20 protein-coding genes are annotated in these 23,045 nt (G+C 66.5%); 5 read left to right on the top strand and 15 right to left on the bottom strand.

Translation table 11 applies throughout. The annotated features are described in order from the left end of the window. Positions 1–139: 139 nt before the first annotated feature. On the bottom strand, positions 140–580 hold the full coding sequence (locus tag ACWA1Q_RS05065; protein WP_463760040.1) for a tetratricopeptide repeat protein: 441 nt from the start codon (positions 578–580) through the stop codon (positions 140–142). Continuing rightward, complete coding sequence (gene dapB, locus ACWA1Q_RS05060) at positions 577–1,317, bottom strand: 4-hydroxy-tetrahydrodipicolinate reductase (protein WP_463760039.1); 741 nt, start codon at positions 1,315–1,317, stop codon at positions 577–579. The genes ACWA1Q_RS05065 and dapB overlap by 4 nt, the downstream gene beginning before the upstream one ends. Positions 1,318–1,370: 53 nt before the next feature. Here dapB and ACWA1Q_RS05055 point away from each other — a divergent pair, with 53 nt between their 5' ends. Next, entirely contained in the window at positions 1,371–1,829 is a 459-nt protein-coding gene (locus ACWA1Q_RS05055; protein ID WP_463760037.1) for a GNAT family N-acetyltransferase, read from the top strand. A gap of 61 nt (positions 1,830–1,890) precedes the next feature. On the opposite strand, the gene ACWA1Q_RS05050 is transcribed toward ACWA1Q_RS05055, so the two are convergent. The 8 genes from ACWA1Q_RS05050 to ACWA1Q_RS05015 all read right to left on the bottom strand — a co-directional run bounded on the left by ACWA1Q_RS05050 (position 1,891) and on the right by ACWA1Q_RS05015 (position 11,312). Further along, a complete protein-coding gene (locus ACWA1Q_RS05050) occupies positions 1,891–2,493 on the bottom strand; it encodes a histidine phosphatase family protein (RefSeq protein ID WP_463760035.1) in 603 nt (200 codons plus the stop codon). Further along, entirely contained in the window at positions 2,490–3,872 is a 1,383-nt protein-coding gene (locus ACWA1Q_RS05045; RefSeq protein ID WP_463760034.1) for a M16 family metallopeptidase, read from the bottom strand. The genes ACWA1Q_RS05050 and ACWA1Q_RS05045 overlap by 4 nt, the downstream gene beginning before the upstream one ends. 62 nt (positions 3,873–3,934) lie before the next feature. Continuing rightward, complete coding sequence (locus ACWA1Q_RS05040) at positions 3,935–5,014, bottom strand: aldo/keto reductase (protein ID WP_463760775.1); 1,080 nt, start codon at positions 5,012–5,014, stop codon at positions 3,935–3,937. Positions 5,015–5,178: 164 nt separating this feature from the next. After that, positions 5,179–5,994: an HpcH/HpaI aldolase/citrate lyase family protein gene (locus ACWA1Q_RS05035; RefSeq protein WP_463760032.1), complete on the bottom strand. Its 816-nt coding sequence runs from the start codon at positions 5,992–5,994 to the stop codon at positions 5,179–5,181. Beyond that, positions 5,991–6,476 (bottom strand): MaoC family dehydratase, encoded by a 486-nt coding sequence (locus ACWA1Q_RS05030; protein ID WP_463760031.1) that lies wholly within the window; start codon positions 6,474–6,476, stop codon positions 5,991–5,993. The genes ACWA1Q_RS05035 and ACWA1Q_RS05030 overlap by 4 nt, the downstream gene beginning before the upstream one ends. Before the next feature lie 9 nt (positions 6,477–6,485). Then, complete coding sequence (locus tag ACWA1Q_RS05025; protein WP_463760029.1) at positions 6,486–7,652, bottom strand: acyl-CoA dehydrogenase family protein; 1,167 nt, start codon at positions 7,650–7,652, stop codon at positions 6,486–6,488. Next, positions 7,649–9,700, bottom strand: coding sequence for an acetyl/propionyl/methylcrotonyl-CoA carboxylase subunit alpha (locus tag ACWA1Q_RS05020; protein ID WP_463760027.1), 2,052 nt, complete (start codon positions 9,698–9,700; stop codon positions 7,649–7,651). Before ACWA1Q_RS05020 ends, ACWA1Q_RS05025 begins: the two co-directional genes overlap by 4 nt. Before the next feature lie 4 nt (positions 9,701–9,704). Then, a complete protein-coding gene (locus ACWA1Q_RS05015) occupies positions 9,705–11,312 on the bottom strand; it encodes a carboxyl transferase domain-containing protein (protein ID WP_463760025.1) in 1,608 nt (535 codons plus the stop codon). A 160-nt stretch (positions 11,313–11,472) separates the two neighbouring features. Here ACWA1Q_RS05015 and ACWA1Q_RS05010 point away from each other — a divergent pair, with 160 nt between their 5' ends. Both ACWA1Q_RS05010 and ACWA1Q_RS05005 read left to right on the top strand, forming a co-directional pair. Continuing rightward, positions 11,473–12,099 (top strand): SACE_7040 family transcriptional regulator, encoded by a 627-nt coding sequence (locus tag ACWA1Q_RS05010; protein ID WP_463760023.1) that lies wholly within the window; start codon positions 11,473–11,475, stop codon positions 12,097–12,099. Between the two features lie 56 nt (positions 12,100–12,155). Further along, on the top strand, positions 12,156–12,527 hold the full coding sequence (locus ACWA1Q_RS05005; protein WP_463760022.1) for a hypothetical protein: 372 nt from the start codon (positions 12,156–12,158) through the stop codon (positions 12,525–12,527). A gap of 3 nt (positions 12,528–12,530) precedes the next feature. Here the strand turns inward: ACWA1Q_RS05005 and ACWA1Q_RS05000 are convergent, their stop codons facing one another. The 4 genes from ACWA1Q_RS05000 to pdhA all read right to left on the bottom strand — a co-directional run bounded on the left by ACWA1Q_RS05000 (position 12,531) and on the right by pdhA (position 17,812). Next, positions 12,531–14,138 (bottom strand): ABC-F family ATP-binding cassette domain-containing protein, encoded by a 1,608-nt coding sequence (locus tag ACWA1Q_RS05000; RefSeq protein ID WP_463760021.1) that lies wholly within the window; start codon positions 14,136–14,138, stop codon positions 12,531–12,533. 184 nt (positions 14,139–14,322) lie between these two features. Then, the gene (locus tag ACWA1Q_RS04995) at positions 14,323–15,750 is read right to left on the bottom strand and encodes a dihydrolipoamide acetyltransferase family protein (RefSeq protein ID WP_463760019.1); all 1,428 of its coding nucleotides are present in this window, start codon (positions 15,748–15,750) and stop codon (positions 14,323–14,325) included. Beyond that, the gene (locus ACWA1Q_RS04990) at positions 15,747–16,754 is read right to left on the bottom strand and encodes an alpha-ketoacid dehydrogenase subunit beta (protein ID WP_463760018.1); all 1,008 of its coding nucleotides are present in this window, start codon (positions 16,752–16,754) and stop codon (positions 15,747–15,749) included. The genes ACWA1Q_RS04995 and ACWA1Q_RS04990 overlap by 4 nt, the downstream gene beginning before the upstream one ends. Continuing rightward, complete coding sequence (pdhA, locus tag ACWA1Q_RS04985) at positions 16,751–17,812, bottom strand: pyruvate dehydrogenase (acetyl-transferring) E1 component subunit alpha (protein WP_463760774.1); 1,062 nt, start codon at positions 17,810–17,812, stop codon at positions 16,751–16,753. Before pdhA ends, ACWA1Q_RS04990 begins: the two co-directional genes overlap by 4 nt. 275 nt (positions 17,813–18,087) lie before the next feature. Here pdhA and ACWA1Q_RS04980 point away from each other — a divergent pair, with 275 nt between their 5' ends. Beyond that, entirely contained in the window at positions 18,088–18,558 is a 471-nt protein-coding gene (locus tag ACWA1Q_RS04980; RefSeq protein ID WP_463760017.1) for an Lrp/AsnC family transcriptional regulator, read from the top strand. Positions 18,559–18,792: 234 nt separating this feature from the next. Here the strand turns inward: ACWA1Q_RS04980 and ACWA1Q_RS04975 are convergent, their stop codons facing one another. Further along, the gene (locus tag ACWA1Q_RS04975) at positions 18,793–21,078 is read right to left on the bottom strand and encodes a polyribonucleotide nucleotidyltransferase (RefSeq protein ID WP_463760015.1); all 2,286 of its coding nucleotides are present in this window, start codon (positions 21,076–21,078) and stop codon (positions 18,793–18,795) included. Between the two features lie 365 nt (positions 21,079–21,443). Here ACWA1Q_RS04975 and ACWA1Q_RS04970 point away from each other — a divergent pair, with 365 nt between their 5' ends. Continuing rightward, the gene (locus ACWA1Q_RS04970; RefSeq protein WP_463760014.1) at positions 21,444–23,045 is read left to right on the top strand and encodes a cell wall-binding repeat-containing protein; all 1,602 of its coding nucleotides are present in this window, start codon (positions 21,444–21,446) and stop codon (positions 23,043–23,045) included.

Below are 23,045 nucleotides of genomic sequence, written 5' to 3'. Positions count from 1 at the left end.
CGCTGACCGCGCCGCCGACGCTCGAATCGCCACAAATCGCTGCACTCAGCCCTCGAATCGCCAAGATCTGCTCTTCGAAAGCTCGTACGGCGACATTACGTGGCGATTCGACGGATGCCGCCGCCACGCAAGAAGCCCGTCAGCGCGCCGAACTGTACCGAATCGCCTCGCGGATCGCGTGCCGGGCACGTTTGCGGTCACCAGCACCGTCGTACACGATGCCGAGGCGGTACCAGGCGCGCCAGTCCTCCGGCGATTCCTCCACGGCCGCCCGGTAGTCGGGGAAGATCGCGTCGACGGCATCCCGCTCCGGGCGACCGCTCGGCCGCACGGGCAGTTCGTCGGCAGGCAGAGCGTTCTCTGCCTCGAGGATGCGCCCGAGGCGCTCGGCGCGGACCCCGAACATCAGCTCACGCACGAGAGCCCAGACGCCGATGATCGGAAGCACGAGCAGGGCGACACCGATGGCGATCGCTACCGGCTGCCCCGTCGCGAAGAACTTGAACGCGCGGTCGCCGACGACCACGAGATAGAGAACGAGGAGCGCGGCCATGACGCCGACCCCGATACGGGTGGTCATGCGCGGGTGATCCCCAGATCCATGAGATTTTCGAGTCCGACGGTGAGCCCCGTCGCTGTCCGGGCCGCTTCGAGTGCGAGCAGGATGCCCTTCTCGTACGAGCTGCCGTCGAGAGTGTTGTGGGTGACAGTCAGCGTCTCGCCCGTGCCACCGAAGATGACCTCCTGGCGGGCGACGACGCCTGCGAGCCGGAGACTGTGGATCGGGATGCTCGACACCTGCTGCCCGCGGGCGCGCTGGTCGGTGTGCGGAGCTTCGACCGGTCCGAGCCCGGTGCGGGCCTGGCCGATCAGCTCGGCGGTACGCACGGCTGTGCCGCTCGGCGAGTCGACCTTCGCGGCACGGTGCGCTTCAACAATCTCAATCGAGTCGAAGAACCGGCCGGCAATCGTCGCGAGCGTGGTGCCGAGAACAGAGCCGAGCGAGAAGTTGGGGATGATGATGGCACCGTTGTCGGCATCCGCCAACCGGGTCCGGAGCGCGGAGAGCCGGTCCTGCGACCAGCCGGAAGTGCCGACGAGAACGTTCGCACCGACGTTGAGCGCGTGCTCGACAACGTGAGGGGAGACAGCAGGCGCCGTGACGTCGACGACGATGTCTGCGCCGTCCATCTCGGTGAGCGCACTCGACGAACCGAGTCGCGCGAAGACCTCGAACCCGGGTGCCTCCTCGATCAGGCGCGTGAACAATCGCCCCATCGTGCCGCTCGCACCCACCACTGCCACGCTCGTAACCATGGTTCCAATCTACAGCGCGCCCCGTTGCCGCCCGGCCGGTTTAGGCTGAACGAATGCCCGAGTTCACCACCGCTCCCGTCACCGATACCACCGCACACGACCTGCTGTCGGAGTACTTCTCCAGCCGGGAACTGACGTTCGTCGGCGGAACCTACGCGGTCACGTTCCCCTCCCCCGAACAGTTCGACCCTCCCGCCGGCGTCTTCGTGGTCGTGCGCGACGGCGGACGCGCTGTCGGTTGCGGCGGCATCCGTCGTCTCGCCCCACACCAGTACGAGGTGAAGCACCTGTTCCTGCGGCCGGAAACACGGGGCAAGGGCTGGGGCAAGGAACTTCTCGCTGACCTCGAACGGCGTGCGGCAGAGTTCGGCGCGACCGAGGTCGTGCTCGACACCAACGCCACCCTCACCGCTGCCGGTGGCCTCTACCGGTCGATGGGCTACGAGAGCATCGAGCCGTACAACGACAATCCCAACGCCAACGCCTGGTACCGCAAGGCCCTCTCCGCCTGAGCCGCATCGAACGGATGCCGCCGGCAGCGCCGCGAGGACGCATCGAACGGATTCCGCGGCGTCAGATCAACGGAGCGTCCGGCAGTCCGGTGCGCAGTTCCATGGGCAGATGAGCCAGGTCGTTGTGGGCGAGAAGCGTCCACGGCCGGCCAGGCTTGCGTTGAATGATCGTGATCCCGCAGTGCGCCTGATCGAGCGTCATCCAGCGCCAGTCCGGCGCTCCGAGAACTTCACGCACGAACCAGGCGATGACGAAGTTGTGGGTGATCACCAGATCATGCCGGTCGCCCTTGCGGGGTGCGAGGAACTCCGCGACGGCATCCGCCATCTGTGCCGTTCCCGCCTCGATCTCGGCCTCGGTCACCGAGCCGAAGAACGGCAGGTACGCCGACGGCATTTCGTCGGTGCTGCCGGTCGGCACACAGTCCATGAGAAGGGCTGACGGCTCGGAGACGATCGACGGCATCCGCTCACCGATGATCCGCGCCGTCTCCGACGCCCGCTGCAGCGGAGAGTGGTGGGCCGCAGTCAGGGGCAACCCGCCAATGCGTTCCGCGAGCAGTTGCGCTTGTCTGCGGCCCCGGGGGGACAACGGGCCGTCACCGAGTCCGTGCTCGGCATCCTGCTGCTCCCCGTGGCGGACGAGGTAAATGGTCTGGGTCACGACGTACTCCTGTGGTCCTCACCGAAGCCGGCGAACACGTCGTCATCGACGGCTCCAACGGCAGCGAGGGAAAGTGGGCGGGCAACGAGGTCGGCGGCCAGCGCCTGCACCTCGTCTGTGGTGACGAGGGCGAGCCTGCGCAGGCTCTCGTCGAGGTCGAGGAATTCACCCAGGGTGATCTCGGCGCGGCCGAGCCGAGACATGCGGGTGTCCGAGTCCTCGAGCGCGAGAGCGGATGCTCCGGAGAGCGCTCCGTTCGCACGTGCGAGTTCTTCGTCGGTGATGCCGTCGGTCGCGAGGCGTCGGAGTTCGTCGAGCATGAGGTCGGCAACCTCGCGGGCCTTGGCCGGCGAGCACGCGCCATAGAGACCGAAGACGCCGGCGTCGGAGTACGACGCGGAGAACGAGTAGACCGAATAGGCCAGTCCGCGCTTCTCGCGAATTTCCTGGAACAGGCGTGATGACATCCCGCCGCCGAGGATCGAGCTGAGCACACCCATGGTGAGGCGGCGATCATCTGCTGCCGCAAGGCCGGGGAACCCGATGAGCAGATGCACCTGCTCGATCGGACGGGTTTCGACCGAGAGCACGGAGCGTCGCGTCACCGGCGAGTCACCCTGGTGCCGACGTTCGACCGGGCGGGCCGTCGTGGACAGGTCCCATCCGGCAGTGGTCAGGGCGGTCGTCACACCGGCGACGAGAGCGTCGTGGTCGACGGCGCCCGCTGCTGTGATGACGAGGTCCTGGGGCCGGTAGTTCTCGCGGTAGTGCGCGAGGACGGCGTCCCTCGAGACCTGGCGGATGGCATCCGGGGTTCCGCCGATGGGGCGGCCGAGTGCATGGTCACCGAGGACGGCTTCGAACAGGTTCTGGCTGACCACGTCGCCCGGGTCGTCCTCGGCCATCGCGAGTTCCTCGAGGATGACTCCCCGCTCGTTCTCGAACTCGTCGGCGTCGAGCAGGCTGCTGGTGAGCATGTCGGCGATGACCTCGACCGCCATACCGAGGTCATGGTCACGGACCTTCGCGTAGTAGCAGGTGTGCTCTTTGGCGGTGAGGGCGTTGTGCTCCCCGCCGACGGAGTCGAAGGCGATGGCGATGTCGAACGCGGTGCGGGTGGGTGTGCCCTTGAAGAGGAGGTGTTCGAGGAAGTGCGTCGATCCGTAGCCGGATTCGGCGGCACCGGGCTCGTCACTGCCCCGTTCATCGCGGGACCCGACGGCGACCCAGTAGCCCAGCGTTGCGCTGCGGCTGCCCGGTACGTGTTCGCTCAGGATTCGCACCCCACTCGGCAGAACCGTCCTGCGCACGAGAGCGTCTCCGGATGCAGCAAAGGACAGCTCGGCAACATCGAGCGGGAATTCAACGGCGCCGTTCATCGTGTTCCAGCCTACGGCAGCGGGCGCGTCCTGTCTCACGCCCGTCCGGGGGCCCGACGAGGTCAGGCGCGTGCTGCGCGTTCGAGCTCGACGACCTGAGCCCGGGTCAGCCGGATCGCCGTTGCGCCGACGAGGGCGTCGACCTGCTCGGGGCGTGACGCACTCGCGACGGGGGCAACCACGCCCGCCTTGGCGAGGAGCCAGGCCAGGGCGATCGAGGCGACCGGCGCGTTGTGCTCAGCGGCAACCGCATCGAGGGCATTCAGCACGCGCAAGCCATTGCGGTTGAGGTGGCGCGCAACGCGAGCGGCCCGTGTCGAGCCGTCAAGGTCGGCGCGCGACCGGTACTTGCCCGTGAGGAATCCGTTCTCGAGCGCGAAATACGGCATGACGCCGAGCCCCTGCCCGCGGCTGACGAGCCCCAGGTCTCCCTCGAACGGCTGGCGGTGCAGCAGGCTGTAGTGGGTCTCGAGCGCTTCGATCCGCGGGTACCCGGCCGCGCTGAGGATGCGCGCTTCAACGAGTCTCTCGGCCGAGAAGTTCGACGCACCGAGGTAACGCACCTTGCCGGACTCGATGAGCCACTGGGCGGTACCCAGGGTGTCTTCGAGCGGGACCGAGCGGTCGTCGAGGTGAAAGTACAGCAAATCGATGTGGTCGCTCTGCAACCGCTCAAGACTCGCCTCGACGGCCCGGACCATGGCGACCGGGCCGAGGCCGGGGTTGTCGGGGTGGTTGCCGATCTTGGTGGCGAGCACGATGTCGTCGCGGTTCCGTCTGCGCGACATCCACTGGCCGATGATGTGCTCGCTCCGACCCGCCGAGTAGCTGTCGGCGGTGTCGATGTAGTTGCCGCCGAAGTCGTAATACCGGTTGAGGATGGCCGCGCTCGCGTCGACCTGTGCTGTCCAGCCGAAGACGCTCGAGCCGAGGGCGAGCGGGAAGACACTCAGGTCTGTCTCACCCAGTGTGCGTCGGATGGCAGCGCCGAGGCCGGCGCCGTCGCCCATCACCGGAATGGGCGAGGACGGGTGCATCTCGGGAGCACCGGCGTGCCTGCCGCGGGCCGGTTCTGACCCGGCCGGTCGCATGTCGGCGGGCCCGGCGTCAGGAGAGTCGGACGCGAATAGTCGCGGCATCATCCTGCTCACTGATTTCACCCTCTTTGCCCGTCATTTTGCGGGATGCAAGAGACTCAGCGCCCCCGCACCTGAGGCCAGAATATGCCAGTCCTCCGACACCAGCCGACCGCAGCGGTGTCGCCACGGCAAATACTTGATAACGATTTGGTCTCGGTGAATTTGAGTCAGTTGGAACCACTTCTGCGAAGGATGTTTCGCGCGTGTCGAAGCACCGGTTCGTCCACCATGACGCCGTCGAACCGGAACACTCCCTGATGCGTTTTCGCCGCGGCGAGCAGGGTTCTGGCCGCCGCAATTTGGGTGGGTTCCGGGGCGTAGCCGGCCCGGATCGTGGCGACCTGACCGGGATGAATGCACGCCGTCGCGGCGAATCCGGACGCCACGGCATCCCGAACCTCCTCCGAGAGTCCGTCCAGGTCTTCGATGTCGAGATACACGGAATCGATGGCAGTGCGGCCGTGCGCGCCCGCGGCGAGGAGCACGGTCGACCGGGCATGGAGGGCGAGCGCGCGATAGCGACCGTCCCCGTTCCGGCTGGCGGTGCCGCCGAGCGACGCGACGAGGTCCTCAGCACCCCACATCAGGGCCACGACGGCTGGATGGGCGGCGATCTCCGGAGCAGCCAGGACGCCTCGGGCGGTCTCGCACAACGCGACGACACGAAATCCGGGGCCGACCCGCTCGACGTCGGCCGCGGACTCCGTCTTGGCGAGCATGACGAGCCGGTAGCCGGTCGCGGCGACCGCCGCGAGGTCCGCGTCGAAATCGTCACTGCCGGCCGGGTTGAGCCGGATGATGGTGGTTTCGGGGTCGAGCGGATGCTCCGCGAGGGCCCGGCGCGCATCCGGTCGGCGTTCCGGGGAGACGGCGTCCTCAAGGTCGAGGATGACGGCATCCGCCCGCGCGGCCGCCTTCTCGAAGCGGTCCGGCCGATCAGCCGGGCAGAACAGCAGCGAGGGACCGAGCTCGAACCCGTTCATCGCGCGCTCTCGAGGCAGAGGACGAGGGTGTTCCGCACGGCGGTGACGACGACGTCTCCGTGCTGGTTGCGCCCGGTGTGCTCGAGGGTGACGATTCCCTGCCCCGGTCGGGACGCCGAGAGACGCCGGCCGAGCACGACCGTCTCGGAGTAGAGGGTGTCGCCGTGGTACAGCGGCGCGGGAAACCGCACCGAGTCGAAGCCGAGGTTGGCGACGATGGTGCCCTGGGTGAGCTGCGCCACCGACGCGCCGACGACGGTGGAGAGGGTGAACATCGAGTTCACCAGGCGCTGCCCGAACGGCTGTTCTTCGCTCCACGCGGCGTCAAGATGCAGCGACTGCGTATTCATCGTCATCGTGGTGAAGAACACATTGTCAGCCTCGGTCACCGTGCGGCCGGGTCGGTGCAGGTATCTGGCGTCGAGGTCGAACTCCTCGAAGTACAGTCCGCGCTGTTCGATCGTGCGCCGTTCCTCAGTCATCGCCACAGCCTAGGCCTCGAAGCCCAGTTCCCTCGCGATGATCATGAGCTGCACCTCGCTCGTACCCTCCCCGATCTCGAGGATCTTCGAGTCGCGGTAGTGACGGGCAACCGGGTTCTCGTTGAGGTAGCCGTACCCGCCCCAGATCTGCGTGGCATCCCGAGCGTTGTCCATCGCTGCTTCGCTGCCGATCAGCTTGGCGATCGACGCCTCCTTTTTGAAGGGCTTTCCCGCGAGGAGGAGGGATGCCGCGTGGTAGTACGCCATCCGCGCAGACAGGGCGCGGGCCTCCATGCGCGCGATCTTGAACGCGATGTACTGGTTGGAGCCGATATTGCGGCCGAACACGTTCCTGGTGGCCGCGTACCGCACCGCTTCGTCGACGCAGCCCTGGGCAGCTCCCGTGCAGAGCGCGGCGAACGCGATGCGGCCCTCGTCGAGGACCTCGAGGAAGTTGGCGTAGCCGCGACCGCGCCTGCCCAGGAGGTTCGCCTCGGGAACGCGGACATTCCTGAGCGTGAGCGGGTGGGTGTCCGACGTGTGCCAGCCGACCTTGTCGTAGGCGGGCTCAACGGTGAATCCCTCCGCCGGAGTCGGCACGAGGATGGTCGACAGCTCTTTCTTGATCGTCCCGTCCGGCCGCTCGGTCTCCCCGGTCACGGCGGTGATCGTGACGAGTCGGGTGATCGGTGTGCCCGAGTTGGTGATGAATTGCTTGGTGCCGTTGATCACCCACTCACCGTCCTCGAGCGTCGCCGAGGTTTTCGTCGCCGAGGCATCCGAGCCGGCTTCAGCCTCGGTGAGCCCGAACCCGGCGAGCGCCTCGCCACGCGCAAGCATCGGCAGGAACTGCTCGCGCTGGGCGTCTGTCCCGAACCGGAATACCGGCATCGCACCGAGTCCGACGCCGGCTTCGAGCGTGACCGCGATCGACTGGTCGACCCGGGCGAGCTGCTCGACGGCGAGGCACAGGGTGAAGTAGTCCTTGCCCTGCCCGCCGTACTCCACCGGGAACGGGAGCCCGAACAGACCCATGTCACCCATCTGCGCGATGATCTCCATCGGCAGGCGGCGTTCGGTGTCATACGAGTAGGCAGCGGGGGCGACGACGGTCGTGGCGAAGTCATACACCTCGTCGACGAGTTTCTGCTGGGCTTCGCTGAGTTCGGTGTTCATTCGGTGTCTCCTTCGACAGTCGAGGGCAAAACGGGCGGACTGAGGGTGGCGACGACCTGGTCGAGTTTGACGAGGTCCCCGGGCGCAACGTGAACGGTGACGGTACCCGCGACCGACGCCGTGAGTTTGTGCTCCATCTTCATCGCCTCGACGACGACGAGAGCCTCCCCCGCTTCGACGCTGTCGCCCGTGGCCGCTTCGACGCTGATCACGGTTCCCGGCATCGGCGAGCGCACGTCGGGGCTCTCCGGTTTGCCGGCCCGTTCGATCGAGGCGAGGCGGGTGGCGAGCACCTGCTCCCGCGTGAGCACACGCAGTTCCGTGCCGAAACCGGTGTCGTGGACCCAGACGGAGGATCCTGCGGAGAGAAGGCGGAGCATCCGGGATTCGACGCCCCACACCACCGAGTAGTCGTCGCCGTCCACCAGGCGGAGAGAGGCAGCGGTCACCGGTCCGGTCCCGACGGTGACGGATGCTCCGCGCGCGTCGCCGAGGACGCGAACCGTCACGGGTTCGCTGCCCTCCGCTCCCGCGACGAACTGATAGGTGGTCGGGCGTGGGTCACCGATTCGCCACCCGCTCGGGCGGCTCCACGGAGACCCGGTGGACCGCTTCTCGCGCTCCGCGTGCAGGAGAAGGGCGGCGGCGGCCAGGTGTTCGTCGCCCGGGCGGCGAAAGCTGAGCGCGGGGAGGCGCCGGTCGATGAGCGAGGTGTCGAGGTTGCCCTCCCGGACGTCTCCGTCGGCGAGGAGCAGGCGCAGGTACTCGATGTTGGTTCGCACGCCGAGGATGGACGTGTCGGCGAGCGCGCGGTCGAGCCGGAGGAGCGCTTCGGCCCGGTTGGCTCCGTGCGCGATGACCTTCGCCAGCATCGGGTCGTAGTCACTGCCGATAGTCAGGCCTTCGCGGAGGGAGCTGTCGACGCGAATGCCAGGTCCCTCCGCCTCCCGCAGGGCGAGCACCGTACCGGTCGCAGGAAGGAAGCCTCGTTCCGGGTCTTCGGCGTACACCCGTGCTTCGATCGCGTGCCCGGTCAGAGTGACATCGGACTGGGAGAGTTGCAACGGCTCCCCCGCGGCGATGCGAACCTGCTCAGCGACGAGGTCGAGTCCGGTCACCTCCTCGGTCACCGGGTGCTCCACCTGTAGCCGGGTGTTCATCTCCATGAAGAAGAACTCGTCCGGTCTCTCGTCGGAGACCAGGAACTCGACCGTTCCGGCGCCGACGTAGCCGACGCTCTCGGCCACCCGGCAGGCGGCCTCGCCGATCCTCGCGCGCGTCTCGTGGTCGAGGAGAGGAGACGGCGCCTCTTCGATCACCTTCTGGTGCCGGCGCTGCAGCGAGCACTCGCGCTCCCCCAGGTGGATGACGGCGCCGTGCGTGTCTGCGACCAGTTGCACTTCGATGTGGCGCGGGCTCGGAATGAGCCGCTCGAGAAAGAGAGTGTCGTCGCCGAATGCCGCCGCTGCCACCCGGCGAGCGGTGACGAGTGCGCCCTCGAGTTCGGACGGGTCCGTCACCGCGTGCATACCCTTGCCGCCACCGCCCGCGGACGGCTTGATGAGCAGCGGATAGCCGACCGTTTTCGCGGCCTCGGCGAGTTCGGCGTTGCTCAGCCCCGGGCGGGAATCGCCCGGGATCACGGGCACCCCGCTGGCGGCGACGTGGTTCTTGGACCGGATCTTGTCGCCCATCACCTCGAGTGCGTCGATGCCGGGTCCGATGAACACGATGCCCGCGTCTGCACACGCCCGCGCGAAGGCCGCATTCTCCGACAGAAAACCGTAGCCGGGGTGGATCGCGTTTGCACCACTCGCTGTCGCTGCGCGAATCACCGCGTCGATGTCGAGGTAGCTCTGTGCCGCAGACGCCGGGCCGATACGCACGGCGGTGTCGGCATCCGTCACGTGTTTCGCGTCGCGGTCTGCGTCGCTGTACACCGCGACTGAGCGGATGCCGAGGGTACGGAGAGTGCGGATGATGCGGCACGCGATCTCACCGCGGTTGGCGATGAGGACGGTGCCGAAGGGAGTGTCGTTGTTGCTCACGGCGTCACATCCGGAACAGGCCGAAGCCCGGCTCGGGCAGCGGGGCGTTGGCACAGACGTCGAGGGCGAGGCCGAGGATCGTGCGGGTATCGGCGGGGTCGATGATGCCGTCGTCCCACAGTCGTGCCGTCGAGTAAAACGGGCTGCCCTGGTGTTCGAACTGCTCGCGGATCGGTGCCTTGAATGTCTCTTCTTCGTTCGCGGTCCACTCGGTTCCCGCCCGCTCGTGCTGGTCGCGCTTGACCGTGGCGAGCACTCCTGCGGCCTGGGGACCGCCCATGACGGAGATCCGGCTGGCCGGCCACATCCAGAGGAAGCGTGGCGAGTAGGCGCGACCGCACATCGAGTAGTTGCCTGCTCCGAACGATCCGCCGATCACCACGGTCAGCTTCGGCACCCGTGTTGTTGCGACGGCGGTGACCATTTTCGCGCCGTGCTTGGCGATGCCGCCCGCTTCATAGTCGCGACCGACCATGAATCCGGAGATGTTCTGGAGGAAGATCAGCGGGATGCCGCGCTGGTCGCAGAGCTCGATGAAGTGGGCGCCCTTTTGCGCTGATTCGGAGAACAGCACACCGTTGTTCGCGACGATGCCAACGGAGTGGCCGTGCATCCGCGCGAAGCCGGTGACCAGGGTGGTTCCGTACTCCTTCTTGAACTCGGAGAACTCGCTCCCGTCGACGAGCCGCGCGATCACCTCTCGCACGTCATAGGATCCCTGCACATCGACGGGGACGACGCCGTAAAGCTCATCGGCGGGCACCTCGGGCTCACGGCTGTCGATCACCGACCAGTCAGGGGCGGATGCCGGTGGCAGCGTCGCGACGATGTCCCGCACGATCGCGAGGGCATGGGCGTCGTCCTCGGCGAGATGGTCGACCACTCCAGACACGCTCGCGTGCAGTTCACCGCCGCCGAGCTCCTCAGCGGTAACGATTTCACCGATCGCAGCCTTCACGAGCGGCGGTCCGCCCAGGAAGATCGTGCCCTGACTGCGCACGATGACCGTCTCATCGCTCATCGCGGGCACGTAGGCGCCTCCAGCGGTGCACGACCCGAGCACCGCGGCGATCTGGGGGATGCGCCGTGCCGACATCTGCGCCTGGTTGTAGAAGATCCGCCCGAAGTGGTCGCGATCGGGGAACACCTCGTCCTGCATCGGGAGAAAAGCACCCCCGGAGTCGACGAGCGATATGCACGGTAGCCGGTTCTCGAGGGCGATCTCCTGCGCACGCAGGTGCTTCTTCACCGTCAGTGGGTAATACGTGCCGCCCTTGACCGTCGCATCGTTGCAGATCACGAGCACGTGCCGGCCGTGGACCAGTCCGATTCCGGCGATGACGCCCGCACCGGGGCTGTCGTCATCGTAGAGCCCGGTTGCCGCAAGCGGCGCGATCTCGAGGAAGGGGCTACCCTCGTCGAGGAGTTCGTCGATCCGCTCGCGTGGCAGCAGTTTGCCGCGGTCTACGTGACGTGAACGGGCTTTCTCCGGCCCACCCTTCGCTGCAACGGCGAGTCGTTCCCTCAGGTCAGCGACGAGAGCGCGCTGCTCATCGCTGTTTCGGCGAAACGATTCGCTCGACGACGACATTGACGAGATGAGTGTCTGCATTGACAGTCCCTTGTGCGCGACGGCGCCGAACCGTTTGGTTAGGCGCCACTAACTGGTATTGAGGTTAGTGGCAGCTAACTGAAATGTCCAGACGACGATGTGGAGATCGGGGTTAGTATCGGTTAACTCAAATGTTCCGCTTCGCTTCCGGGAGTACGCCATGGCCGACGAGACCCAAGTGGTTCGCGGACCCGACGTTTCTGATTCGGGCACCATCCGCGTTGGCCGCAGCGAGGCCAAGGCCCAGCGGCGCGAGGCGCTGCTCACCGCTGCGGCCAGTCAGTTCGCCGAACGCGGCTTCAACGGGGTTTCGATCGAAGACCTCGGCTCAGCGGTCGGCATGAGTGGCCCCGCCGTCTACCGGCACTTCGAGAGCAAGCAGGCACTTCTTGCCGCGATCCTCATCGACGTCAGCCGCGAACTGCTGCATGGCGGCACGACGGTCGTCGAACGAGCACCGGACGGTGAACTCGCGCTCCGCGCCCTCGTCGAGTTCCACGTTCGGTTCGCCCTCAGCAACCCCGACGTCATCCGGGTGCAGGACCGTGATTTCGACAGCCTGTCGGAGGAAGACCGTCACACCGTGCGCTCACTTCAGCGCCGGTACGTCGAGCTGTGGGTCGACATCCTGCAGCGGATGCAGCCGGACACCAAGGTAGCCGTGCTGCGTATCCGTGCCCACGCGACCTTCGGCCTGATGAACTCGACGCCGTACAGCGGGCAGCAACTCCCCCGCGATGAGCTGCGAGAAGTGCTTGAACGGATGGCGTTCGCCGCCCTCAGCTAAGCCGGGAACAGGCGTCCGCCCTCGCTCGACCACCTCAGGGGTTCTAGCATTGCGTCATGACCCGCCCCGAGGAGGAGCCCCCTCCGACCGCTCAACCGTCGAACCTGCCGTCAACCGAGCCGGTTCAGCCCGGCTACGAGGTTCTCCTCCCCAACCTGAGCAAGGTCTCGGCCGATACGTTCCGCCGCGGGTCGATCAGCCGGCACCGGGTGAACATCGCGCTCGGAATCCTCGGTTCCGTTGCGATCGCAACCATTCTTCTCATCGTGTTCGCCGATCTGATTTTCGCGAACCTGGGCACCATCCTCGCGTGGGTTCTCATCGTCGGAGTGGCCGTGGGGATGGCGGGACTGGTCCTTCTGTTGCGCGATGAGCAGAGAAGCCGCCGCGCTCGACGCGCGGACACGGACACTGACCTTAACCGCTGACGGTCACGTCGCATCTGTTTCGGTGAGATTGCCGTCGAGGTCGAGTTCCCAGATCGCGTCGAGGTCGAGACGCTCGAGGAACGCATCGTCGTGGCTCACGATGAGAAGGGCACCCCGGTAGCTGCGGAGCGCCTCGACGAGCTGATCGATGCTGTCGAGGTCGAGGTTGTTGGTCGGTTCGTCGAGCACCAGAAGCTGCGCGGGCGGATCGGCAAGCAGGAGCCGCGCGAGTGCGACGCGGAACCGCTCCCCGCCCGACAGCGTCGCAACCGGGCGATGAACACTATCGCCCCGAAGCAGGAACCGGGCGAGCCGGTTGCGCAGTTCACCCGGAGGAACGCCCGGAGCTTGACGTTCGACGTTCTCGAGCATGCTCGCCTGTTCGTCGAGACCGTCGAGCCGTTGCGGGAGATACCCGACCCGGTCGGTGAGCAGACGCGTCCGTACCGGACCGGCCCCAGGCATCCGTTGCGAGACGAGGTCCTCGAGCAGGGTCGTTTTACCGACTCCGTTCGGGCCGACGAGCGCGATTCGTTCCGGGCCGCGCAGGATCACCGTGGTGTTGGGACCGTGCAACTCCGCGATGCGCCTACCGGCCGAAACGTGTGGGTCGGGAAGGTCGACGTGGATGCTCTTCGCGTCCCGAAGGCGAGCTTCGGCAGCGTCGAGTGTGGCCTGCGCCGTCTGAACGTCGGCATCGAGTCCGGCGCGAAGCTTCGCCGCTGATACCTGTGCTTCGGACCGGCGGGCGTTCATGATGATCTTCGGCGCACGCTTGTTCTCATATGCTTTCTGGCCCACTCGCAGCCGAGTCGCGAGCTTGGACTCGGCTTCGATCCGTTGCCGCTTCTCGACCTTCACCGCCTGCTCCGCGGTGCGGGCCGCCTGGGCGGCGGCGGACTGTTCGATGTCGAGGTGCTCACGCCATTCGCTGTATCCGCCGCCGAACACCGACAGGCGGTGCCCGTAGAGCTCGGCCGTCTCATCCATTCGATCGAGGAGCGAGACGTCGTGGCTGACGACGATCATCGCGCCCGGCCACGAGGAGATGAGGGAACCGAGTCGCGCCCTCGCCCTCCGGTCGAGGTTGTTGGTGGGTTCGTCGAGCAGCGTGATCGGTGTGCGCCGGAGGCGGAGCCCAGCCGTCGCCACGAGCATCGCCTCTCCGCCCGAGATCTTGTCGACTCTCCGCTCCAGCGCGCCAGCCGGGAGGCCAACCTGCTCGAGCGCCGCGTGCGACCTGGATTCGATGTCCCAGTCGTCACCCAGTACATCGAAGTGCCGGTCGGAGACGTCGCCGGATTCGATGGCACGCATCGCTCCGAGCTTGTCGGCGACGCCGAGGAGTTCGGCGACGGTCGATTCCACCCGGAGAGTCAACGACTGGGGAAGGTAACCAACCTCACCCGTGGTCGTGATCGAACCGGATGTCGGGGTCAGCTCCCCGGCGAGAAGGCGCAGGAGGGTCGACTTTCCTGATCCGTTGGCACCGACGAGACCGGTGCGACCGGTGCCGAAAACACCGGTGATTCCGGCCAGGGCGATCTCGCCGTCCGGCCAGGTGAAAGAAAGATCCGTCAGCGTGACGGACGTCATTGTGCGCGAAGGCATACAACTCCAGAGTGTTCAGCGGAAGCGCTGAGGACCGGAGCCGGAAAGGGGCGAGAAGAAGGGCCGTCAGCGCGCGGGGACTGGCGCGGAACCTTCGAACTTCACTGGTATGCCTTACGTCGGGGACAGGACGGTCCAGTATGGCAAACGGTCGTCGTCGTTGCAAGTGCCTCCGGCAGACACGTCACACCATCGTGAGGACCATCCCGGGGTCACGGAGAATCGTTCCGATGTCGACGAGGAACCGTGATCCCTGTTCGCCGTCGACGAGCCGGTGGTCGAACGACAGGCTCAGCGTCATCACCTCGCACAGCGCGATGTCTCCGCGGTGCTCCCACGGCATCCGCCTGACAGCGCCCATCGCGAGAATCGCCGCTTCACCGGGATTGAGGATCGGGGTGCCCGCGTCGACACCGAACACTCCCACGTTGGTGATCGTGATGGTTCCACCAGCCAGGTCCCTCGGGCTCGTCGAGCCCGATCGGGCCGAGTTCACGAGGTCGGCAATCGCGCCGGACAGATCGGCGAGGCTCAGGGCGTCTGCGCGCTTGATGTTCGGCACGATCAGACCGCGACCGGTCGCCGCCGCGATCCCGAGGTTCACCGCGCCGAACTGCACGATCTCCTGGGCCTCGTCATCCCACCGGGAGTTCACCTCGGGCGTCCGCTTCGCCGCAAGGATCAGAGCCTTCGCGACGAGGGTGAGGATGGTGATCCGCTTGCCGGCGTACTCATGGCTCGCCCCGAGCGAACGCACGAGGTCCATCCCCGCCGTCACGTCGACCGTGAGGAACTCGGTGACGTGCGGCGCGGTGAACGCCGACGATGCCACCGCGGTTGCCGTCGCCTTGCGCACTCCGCGAATCGGAATCCGGATGTCTCCCCCGGCTTCCTCGGCTCCCTCGGCGGACGGTCCGACCCCTGCGTCGGTGTCGGGAACGGATGCCCCCTGCCGGGCGTCGGCCTCACGCCGGACGTCGTCGCGCGTGATGAGTCCGTCGTCGCCGGTGCCGGTCACGGCCCCGAGATCCACGCCGAGGTCGTGCGCGAGCTTGCGGACCGGCGGCGTTGAGCGCGGGCGTTCCTGCGCGGTTGCCGACGGGATCTCGCCCATCGGCTCATGCTCCGGCTCTTCCGGCGCCGGGGGGTCCTGCACCGGCTCGGCTGCCCACGAGCGGGTCCTGCGAGTGGGGCGGGCGCCGCCCTCAACCCGTGGCCCGTACCCGACGAGCACCGATTGCCGTTCGGGGGCAGCAGGGGCGAGTTGATCATCGAGTTCGGCCGGAACCCCGTCTGCAGCGGCGTCCGCCGCCGATTCGGAAGCCGGGGTGACTTCCGGCGCGCTGGCGGGTGACGCCGGCGCGGCATCCCCACCGACGTCGAATTCCACGATCGGTTCACCGACCAGCACGGTCGACCCTTCGTCGGCGAAGAGTTTCGACACGACCCCGGCGAACGGCGATGGCAGTTCGACAAGCGCCTTGGCCGTCTCGACTTCGGCGATGACCTGGTTGAGCGTCACCGTGTCACCGACGGCGACCTTCCACTCAACGATCTCGGACTCGGTCAGACCCTCCCCAAGATCCGGGAGGGCGAACTGTTTCGTGCTCATGCGCTCGCCTTCCATCCCGTAAGGGAGTTGCGCCGGCCCATGACCCGGTCGACGGCGTCGAGCAACCGGTCGAGGTCGGGCAGGAACGCGTCCTCCAGCGCAGCAGGCGGGTACGGGGTGTCGAAGCCCGTGACACGAGCCGGGGCCGCTTCGAGCCAGAAGAAGCAGCGCTCGGTGATCGCCGCGGCGAGTTCGGCGCCGATGCCACCCGACTGCGCCGCTTCATGGGTGATGACGAGTCGCCCGGTCTTGCGCACCGAGGCTTCGATCGGCGCGAAGTCGATCGGTGAGAGTGAGCGGAGGTCGATGACCTCGATCGAGGTGCCGTCCTCTGCCGCCGCGGCCGCGGCATCCAGTGCGGTGGGCACGAGGGGTCCGTACGCGACGAGCGTCACATCCAAGCCCTCGGTGAGCACGCGCGCACTGCCCATCGGGATTCCGTCGGCGTCGTCGGAGACCTCACCCTTGAGCCAGTACCTGCGCTTCGGTTCGAAGAACAGCACGGGGTCGTCGCACGCGATGGCCTCCCGGATCATCGAGTGGGCGTCCTGCGGGTTGGAACAGGAGATGACCCGGAGGCCTGCCGTGTGCGCGAAGTACGCCTCGGGTGATTCTGAGTGGTGCTCGACCGCCCCGATACCGCCGCCAAACGGTACCCGGATCGTGATCGGCATCTTCACCGCGCCGCGTGTTCGGTAGTGCAGCTTGGCGACCTGGGCGACGATCTGGTCGAAACCGGGGTAAATGAATCCGTCGAACTGGATCTCACAGACGGGCCGGTAGCCGCGATAGGCCAGTCCGACCGCCGTGCCGATGATGCCGGCCTCGGCGAGGGGCGTGTCGATCACCCGTCGGGGTCCGAACTCCTCCTGCAGTTTGTCTGTCACGCGGAAGACACCGCCGAGCTTGCCGATGTCCTCACCGAGGAGCACCACTTTGTCGTCATCGGTGAGGGCGCGACGGAGGCCAGAGTTGAGGGCTGCGCCGAGGGTCATCTGGGTCATGACTGCCCTCCGCCGAGGGAGGCGAGGTAGGCCGCGTACTGGCTCTTCTGCCGTTCCAGCCCCGAGTGCGGACCGCTGTAGACCTGATCGAACACGGTGAGGGGGTCCGGATGCCGTTCCAGGGCGACGCACGTTGTTCTCATCTCGTGCGCGACGGCGTCCGCTTTCTGCTTCACCCGGGTGGCGGCATCCTCGGTGAGCACCCCGCGGCTCTCGAGCATGCGTCCGAGGCGGGCGATCGGGTCCTTCGCCGTCCACTCGTCAAGTTCGCCGGTCGGACGGTAGCGTTTCGGGTCGTCCGAGGTGGTGTGCGGGCCCATCCGGTAGGTGACGGCCTCAATGAAGGTCGGGCCGCCGCCCCGGCGGGCACGGTCGAGGGCGATGCGTGTCGCGGCGAGAACGGCGAGGACATCGTTGCCGTCGACCCGCATGCTCGGGATGCCGAATCCGGGCGCCCGGTCGGAGATGTGGCGCTGTGCCTGCAAACCGACCGGCTCTGAGATGGCCCACTGGTTGTTCTGGCAGAAGAAGATGACCGGCGCCTGGAAGCTGGCGGCGAAAACCATCGCTTCGTTGACGTCGCCCTGGCTGGTGGCGCCGTCGCCGAAGTACGCGACGGCGACCGAGTCGACGCCGTCGTGTTTGCAGCCGAGGGCGTAGCCGGTGGCATGCAGCGTCTGTGCGCCGATGATGACGGCCGGTGTCGCCATGCCGATGGAGTACGGATCCCAGCCGGACGCCGTGGTGCCGCGCCAGAACGAGAGCAGATCGCCGAAGCCGGCTCCGCGCGTATATGCGACCCCGTGTTCGCGGTAGCTGGAGAAGACGAAGTCGTCGGAGCGGAGCGCGCGGCCCGAGCCGATCTGGGCGGCTTCCTGCCCGAGGAGCGGCGCCCAGAGAGCGAGTTCACCCTGGCGCTGAAGCGCTGTCGCTTCGGTATCGATGCGGCGGACGACGACCATGTCCTCGTAGAGGCTGAGGAGGTCTTCGTCGCTCACATCGGCGACCCACGGGTCGAATCCCGGGTTCGCTGTGCGTACGCCGTCCGGGCAGATCAGCTGGACGACATCTTCGAGTTGCCCGGGATGGACATCCGCAGTGGACCCGCTTGCCGGGGAAGAGGTTCTGGTGTGTTCATGGGTTGTGGACACGTGACACGCAACTTTCTCTCGTGCTCTGTGGGCATCTGGATCGCAGCTGCCCACAGCATCCGGCGCCGTTGCCGAAAGTACCCTCGACGGTACGCCGGTTACCCATTGCGCACAACCATCCCGACGAGGGTTGCACATTCTGCTCTATCCAGAGCGGTTCCACCCTGCTAAGGTCGGGCACTATGCACAAGCTGGATCGCACCGACACGCGTCTGCTCCTCGCGCTCACGGAGGACCCGCGCTCGACGATCGTCGCACTCGCCGAGAAGCTCGGCCTCTCGCGGAACACGGTGCAGGCGCGCATGAGTGCGCTCGACGCATCCAACGTTCTGCACCCGTTCGACCGCAGGATCAACCCGGTCGCTCTCGGATACCCGCTGACGGCATTCATCTCGGTGCACCTGCAGCAGCAACAGCTCGGCGCGATCGTCGAGAAACTCAGCGACATCCCCGAGATCGTGCAGGCCCACGGCCTCAGCGGCACGAGCGACCTGCTGGTGCGGGTGGTCTGCACCGACGCCGACGACCTGTTCCGCATCACGGGACTCATCCTCGAGTGCGAGGGGGTTGAGCGGGCAGAAACGTCGCTCGCGATGGGCGAGCTCATCCCGTTCCGGGCGCGGCCGCTCCTGGAGCGCGAGCAGAACGCCTGACGCTTCGGCGCCGGCTCGACGCGATCGAATCGCCACACTTTGTCGGTGATCGACCACTCGAGCAGCAGAACGTGGTGACTCGACGACGATAGCCGCATTTTGTGGTGAATCGACCCTCGATCACAGCGGAGCCCGGACACGGATGCCGCCGCACCACGTTAACGACGGATGCCCCGCCTCGATTTCTCGAGGCGGGGCATCCGTTTGCGAGCTGACTCAGCCAGCAGAAGGGATTTAGCCTTCGGCCGGAGCGTCCGTGTGAACGCGCTGGGTGGTGGTGACGTCCGCGACGGGAGCGTCCTCAGCCGACTCAGCGATCACGGGCTCGAGCGACAGCTTGCCACGGTCGTCGATCTTGGTGATCTGGACGAGGATCTTCTGGCCGACGCCGAGCACGTCTTCGACGTTCTCGACACGCTTGCCACCGGCGAGCTTGCGCACCTCAGAGATGTGCAGCAGGCCATCCTTGCCCGGGAGCAGCGAGATGAAGGCACCGAAGGTGGCGATCTTCACGACGGTTCCGAGGAACTGCTCGCCGACCTCCGGGTTGGTCGGGTTGGCGATCGCGTTGACCTGGGCGCGAGCGGCCTCAGCCGACGGTCCGTCGACAGCGCCGATGTACACGGTGCCGTCTTCTTCGATCGAGATGTCTGCGCCGGTCTCGTCCTGGATGGAGTTGATCGTCTTGCCCTTGGGGCCGATCAGCTCACCGATCTTGTCGACGGGGATGTTGACGCTGATCACGCGAGGCGCGGTCGGTGCCATTTCGTCCGGGGCGTCGATCGCAGCGTTCAGGACGGAGAGGATCGTTGTACGAGCCTCCTTGGCCTGGGTCAGCGCGGCCTTCAGCACCGAGGCAGGAAGCCCTGAGAGCTTGGTGTCGAGCTGGATCGCCGTGACGAACTCGCTCGTGCCGGCGACCTTGAAGTCCATGTCGCCGAGTGCGTCTTCAGCACCGAGGATGTCGGTGAGAGCCGCGTAGCGGGTCTGGCCGTCGACCTCGTCGGAGACGAGGCCCATGGCGATGCCGGCAACCGGGGCGCGCAGCGGCACACCGGCGTTGAGCAGCGACAGGGTCGAAGCACACACAGAGCCCATCGACGTCGAACCGTTGGATCCGAGAGCCTCGGAGACCTGGCGGATGGCGTACGGGAACTCTTCGCGGCTCGGCAGAACCGGGACGAGGGCGCGCTCGGCGAGGAAGCCGTGCCCGATCTCGCGACGCTTCGGCGAACCGACCCGACCGGTCTCACCGGTGGAGTACGGCGGGAAGTTGTAGTGGTGCAGGTAGCGCTTCTTCGTGATCGGGCTCAGCGAGTCGATCTGCTGCTCCATCTTGAGCATGTTCAGCGTGGTGACACCCAGGATCTGGGTCTCTCCGCGCTGGAAGATGGCCGAACCGTGGACGCGGGGAATGACCTGCACCTCGGCGTCGAGCGGACGGATGTCAGCGAGGCCACGGCCGTCCATACGGACACCCTCGGTAAGGATGCGGTCGCGCACGATCTTCTTCGTGACGGACTTGTATGCGGCAGACACCTGGTTGTTGGTTTCGGCGGGCAGCTCGCCTGCTTCGACCTTGGCAGCGATGGCTGCCTTGACGCGGTCCTTGAGCTCGTCGTCAGCGTTCTGACGCTCGGTCTTGTCGGCGATCTGGTAGATCGAGGCGAGCTCTGTCTTGGCCAGGTCGGAGACAGCGGCGAGGGTCTCGTCCGTGTACGGGAGGAAGACCGGGTACTCGCGAACTTCCTTGGCCGACTGGGCAGCGAGCTCGGACTGAGCCTTGACCAGCTGGAGGAGGAACGGCTTCGCGGCGTCGAGGCCCTCGGCGACGATGTCCTCGTTCGGCTTGACGGCGCCGGCCTGGATGAGACCCCATGCGCCTTCGGTTGCTTCGGCTTCGACCATCATGATGGCGATGTCTTCGTTGCCGTTCTCGTCGGTGACGAGGCGACCCGCGACCGTGAGGTCGAAGACGGCGTCAGCGAGCTGCGATGCCTTCGGGAACGCGACCCACTGGCCGTTGATGAGTGCGAGACGGATGCCGGCGATCGGACCCGAGAACGGAAGTCCCGAGATCTGGGTCGACATGGATGCCGCGTTGATCGCGAGGGCGTCGTAGAACTCGTCGGGAGCGATGCTCAGGACGGTGATCACAATCTGGACCTCGTTGCGCAGGCCGGTCACGAATGACGGGCGCAGCGGGCGGTCGATCAGGCGGCAGACGAGGATGGCCTCGGTCGACGGACGGCCTTCACGACGGAAGAACGAACCGGGGATCTTGCCTGCAGCGTAGCTGCGCTCTTCGACGTCCACCGTGAGCGGGAAGAAGTCGAACTGGTCTTTGGGGTGCTTGCCGGCGCTCGTGGCCGAGAGAAGCATGGTCTCTTCGTCGAGGTACGCGGCGATGGCGCCCTGTGCCTGCTGGGCGAGACGCCCTGCTTCGAACCGGACCGTGCGCTTGCCGAACTTGCCGTTGTCGAGGACTGCCTCGGCGAACTTGATTTCTGGACCTTCCATAGGTCTCTCCTTACGTCTAGCGCCGCCCCGTGTGGGCGCACGCTCTGCATAGGAGCAGGAACAGGCAGTGATTGCTCAGACCGTTTGGCCCGGCTGATCTCCAGTAGAAAATCGCTCTCGGCGCTCCCGTGGCGCTGGTGCACCGAAGGGAGGATCGCCGGGGTCCCGACGAGAGAGAAATTCACCACCGAGGATCAGCTTCCTGCCGCCCTGCTCCGTGAATGTGTCCGATATTGCTATCGAACCCAGTAAAGACTAGCAGAGAGGCGGTTTTTCACCCCCTCGGTGCGATATCTTCGCGTGTCCATCGGGTGAACGGATGCCGTTTCGTAGGCTCCAGGGGCCCGCGTCACTAGCATGTGCACATGAGACTCTCCCCGCGGCTCGTTGCGAGCTCCGCCCTCGTCGCCGTCATCGCGTCCCTTCTCACCATGACGGCGTCCCCCGAACCCGCTTCCGCACTATCGTCGTCACGGATCTCCGGAGTGGACCGGTATGCGACATCGGCCGCCGCATCGCTCTCAGCGCACCCGTCCCGCGAAAGTGTCGATACTGTCTACCTTGCCTCGGGAGAGAACTTCCCCGACGCTCTGTCGGCTGGTCCGGCAGCGGCGCAATCGGCTGGGTCACTTCTGCTGACCAAACGAGACAGCGTGCCTGCGAGCACCCGCGCGGAGATCTCGAGACTCGCCCCGGCACGCATCGTGCTCGTCGGAGGACCCGGGGCCCTCTCCGCCGCCGTGGAAAAGGCGGCTCAAGGTCTTGCATCGGACGTCGTCCGCGTCGGAGGAAGCGACCGCTACGCGGTATCGGATGCTCTCATCCGACGCGTCTGGAGCGGAGGATCGACGCGGGCATACATCGCGACCGGCACGACATATGCCGACGCGCTTTCCGCCGGACCCGCTGCAGCCCGCGTTGATGCACCCGTCATCCTGCTTCCCGGTAATTCCTCAGGCCTTCCTGCCGCGACGCGCAAGCTCCTGGTTGATCTCGGCGTCACATCCGTCACGATCGCCGGGGCAACCGGTGCCGTGTCGAGCGGCATCGAACAGCAGATCCGGGCCATACCCGGAATGAGCAGCGTTGCCCGCCACGGTGGAACCGACCGGTACGGCACCGCGATCGTCATCAACCGCAATGCGTTCGCCGGTGCGGCCGCAGGGCCGACCTTCCTCGCGACAGGGACTGACTACCCTGACGCCCTGTCCGCGGTGGTTCCCGCCGCTGTTGCCAACCGCCCGATCTTCCTCGCGAAGACACAGTGCGTCCACAGCACGGTGCTCTCGAGCATGACCTCGGTATCGACCGCTGAGGCGCGACTCGTCGGCGGCCCCGGCGTTCTCCGCGGCGCTGTCGCAAAGCTTCAACCGTGTCTCAGCACGGAGGCTGCTTCAAGCCTGTGGGCCGTTGTGAACAAGAAGCGTGCGGTCTCACCGAAGAGTTACGTGCCACAAGACCTGACCTACCCCAATGTCACCAATGTGAACTGGCAGCCGATGCGCAAGGAGGCGTCGACGGCGCTCGAGTCCATGTTCGCAGCGGCAGCGAGCGCGGGAGCCGGCAAGATGGTGCTCCAAAGCGGATACCGGTCATTTGCGACCCAGCAGACCTTGTACAACGGTTTCGTGCGGACTGACGGACAAACCGCAGCGGACCTGCGTTCCGCCAGGCCCGGGTACAGCGAACACCAGACTGGTTTCGCTGCAGACATCGCTCCGCGTGCCTCGAACTGTTCGGCGTCGAGTTGCATCGCATCCACTCCGCAAGGCGCATGGCTCCGAGCGCACGCCTGGGAGCACGGGTTCATCCTCCGGTACGAGGCAACAACGACGCACATCACCGGATACAAGTACGAGCCGTGGCACTACCGGTATGTCGGCAAGACGCTCGCAGCGGACTACCGGGCCGGCGGATTCGTCACGCTCGAGGGCTTCTTCGGGATGCCCGCAGCGCCCCGTTACTGA

The organism is Mycetocola sp. TRD_SC_2 (genome assembly GCF_055361225.1).
The sequence above is the reverse complement of the archived record's forward strand: the minus strand, read 5'-3'. Positions and strand labels throughout refer to the sequence as shown.

Excerpts from the sequence above, each read along its gene's own strand:
- ACWA1Q_RS05065 (WP_463760040.1), bottom strand. The coding sequence starts at position 580 with ATGACCACCCGTATCGGGGTCGGCGTCATGGCCGCGCTCCTCGTTCTC.
- dapB (WP_463760039.1), bottom strand. The coding sequence starts at position 1,317 with ATGGTTACGAGCGTGGCAGTGGTGGGTGCGAGCGGCACGATGGGGCGA.
- ACWA1Q_RS05055 (WP_463760037.1), top strand. The coding sequence starts at position 1,371 with ATGCCCGAGTTCACCACCGCTCCCGTCACCGATACCACCGCACACGAC.
- ACWA1Q_RS05045 (WP_463760034.1), bottom strand. The coding sequence starts at position 3,872 with ATGAACGGCGCCGTTGAATTCCCGCTCGATGTTGCCGAGCTGTCCTTT.
- ACWA1Q_RS05040 (WP_463760775.1), bottom strand. The coding sequence starts at position 5,014 with ATGATGCCGCGACTATTCGCGTCCGACTCTCCTGACGCCGGGCCCGCC.
- ACWA1Q_RS05035 (WP_463760032.1), bottom strand. The coding sequence starts at position 5,994 with ATGAACGGGTTCGAGCTCGGTCCCTCGCTGCTGTTCTGCCCGGCTGAT.
- ACWA1Q_RS05030 (WP_463760031.1), bottom strand. The coding sequence starts at position 6,476 with ATGACTGAGGAACGGCGCACGATCGAACAGCGCGGACTGTACTTCGAG.
- ACWA1Q_RS05025 (WP_463760029.1), bottom strand. The coding sequence starts at position 7,652 with ATGAACACCGAACTCAGCGAAGCCCAGCAGAAACTCGTCGACGAGGTG.
- ACWA1Q_RS05015 (WP_463760025.1), bottom strand. The coding sequence starts at position 11,312 with ATGCAGACACTCATCTCGTCAATGTCGTCGTCGAGCGAATCGTTTCGC.
- ACWA1Q_RS05010 (WP_463760023.1), top strand. The coding sequence starts at position 11,473 with ATGGCCGACGAGACCCAAGTGGTTCGCGGACCCGACGTTTCTGATTCG.
- ACWA1Q_RS05005 (WP_463760022.1), top strand. The coding sequence starts at position 12,156 with ATGACCCGCCCCGAGGAGGAGCCCCCTCCGACCGCTCAACCGTCGAAC.
- ACWA1Q_RS05000 (WP_463760021.1), bottom strand. The coding sequence starts at position 14,138 with ATGCCTTCGCGCACAATGACGTCCGTCACGCTGACGGATCTTTCTTTC.
- ACWA1Q_RS04995 (WP_463760019.1), bottom strand. The coding sequence starts at position 15,750 with ATGAGCACGAAACAGTTCGCCCTCCCGGATCTTGGGGAGGGTCTGACC.
- ACWA1Q_RS04990 (WP_463760018.1), bottom strand. The coding sequence starts at position 16,754 with ATGACCCAGATGACCCTCGGCGCAGCCCTCAACTCTGGCCTCCGTCGC.
- ACWA1Q_RS04980 (WP_463760017.1), top strand. The coding sequence starts at position 18,088 with ATGCACAAGCTGGATCGCACCGACACGCGTCTGCTCCTCGCGCTCACG.
- ACWA1Q_RS04975 (WP_463760015.1), bottom strand. The coding sequence starts at position 21,078 with ATGGAAGGTCCAGAAATCAAGTTCGCCGAGGCAGTCCTCGACAACGGC.
- ACWA1Q_RS04970 (WP_463760014.1), top strand. The coding sequence starts at position 21,444 with ATGAGACTCTCCCCGCGGCTCGTTGCGAGCTCCGCCCTCGTCGCCGTC.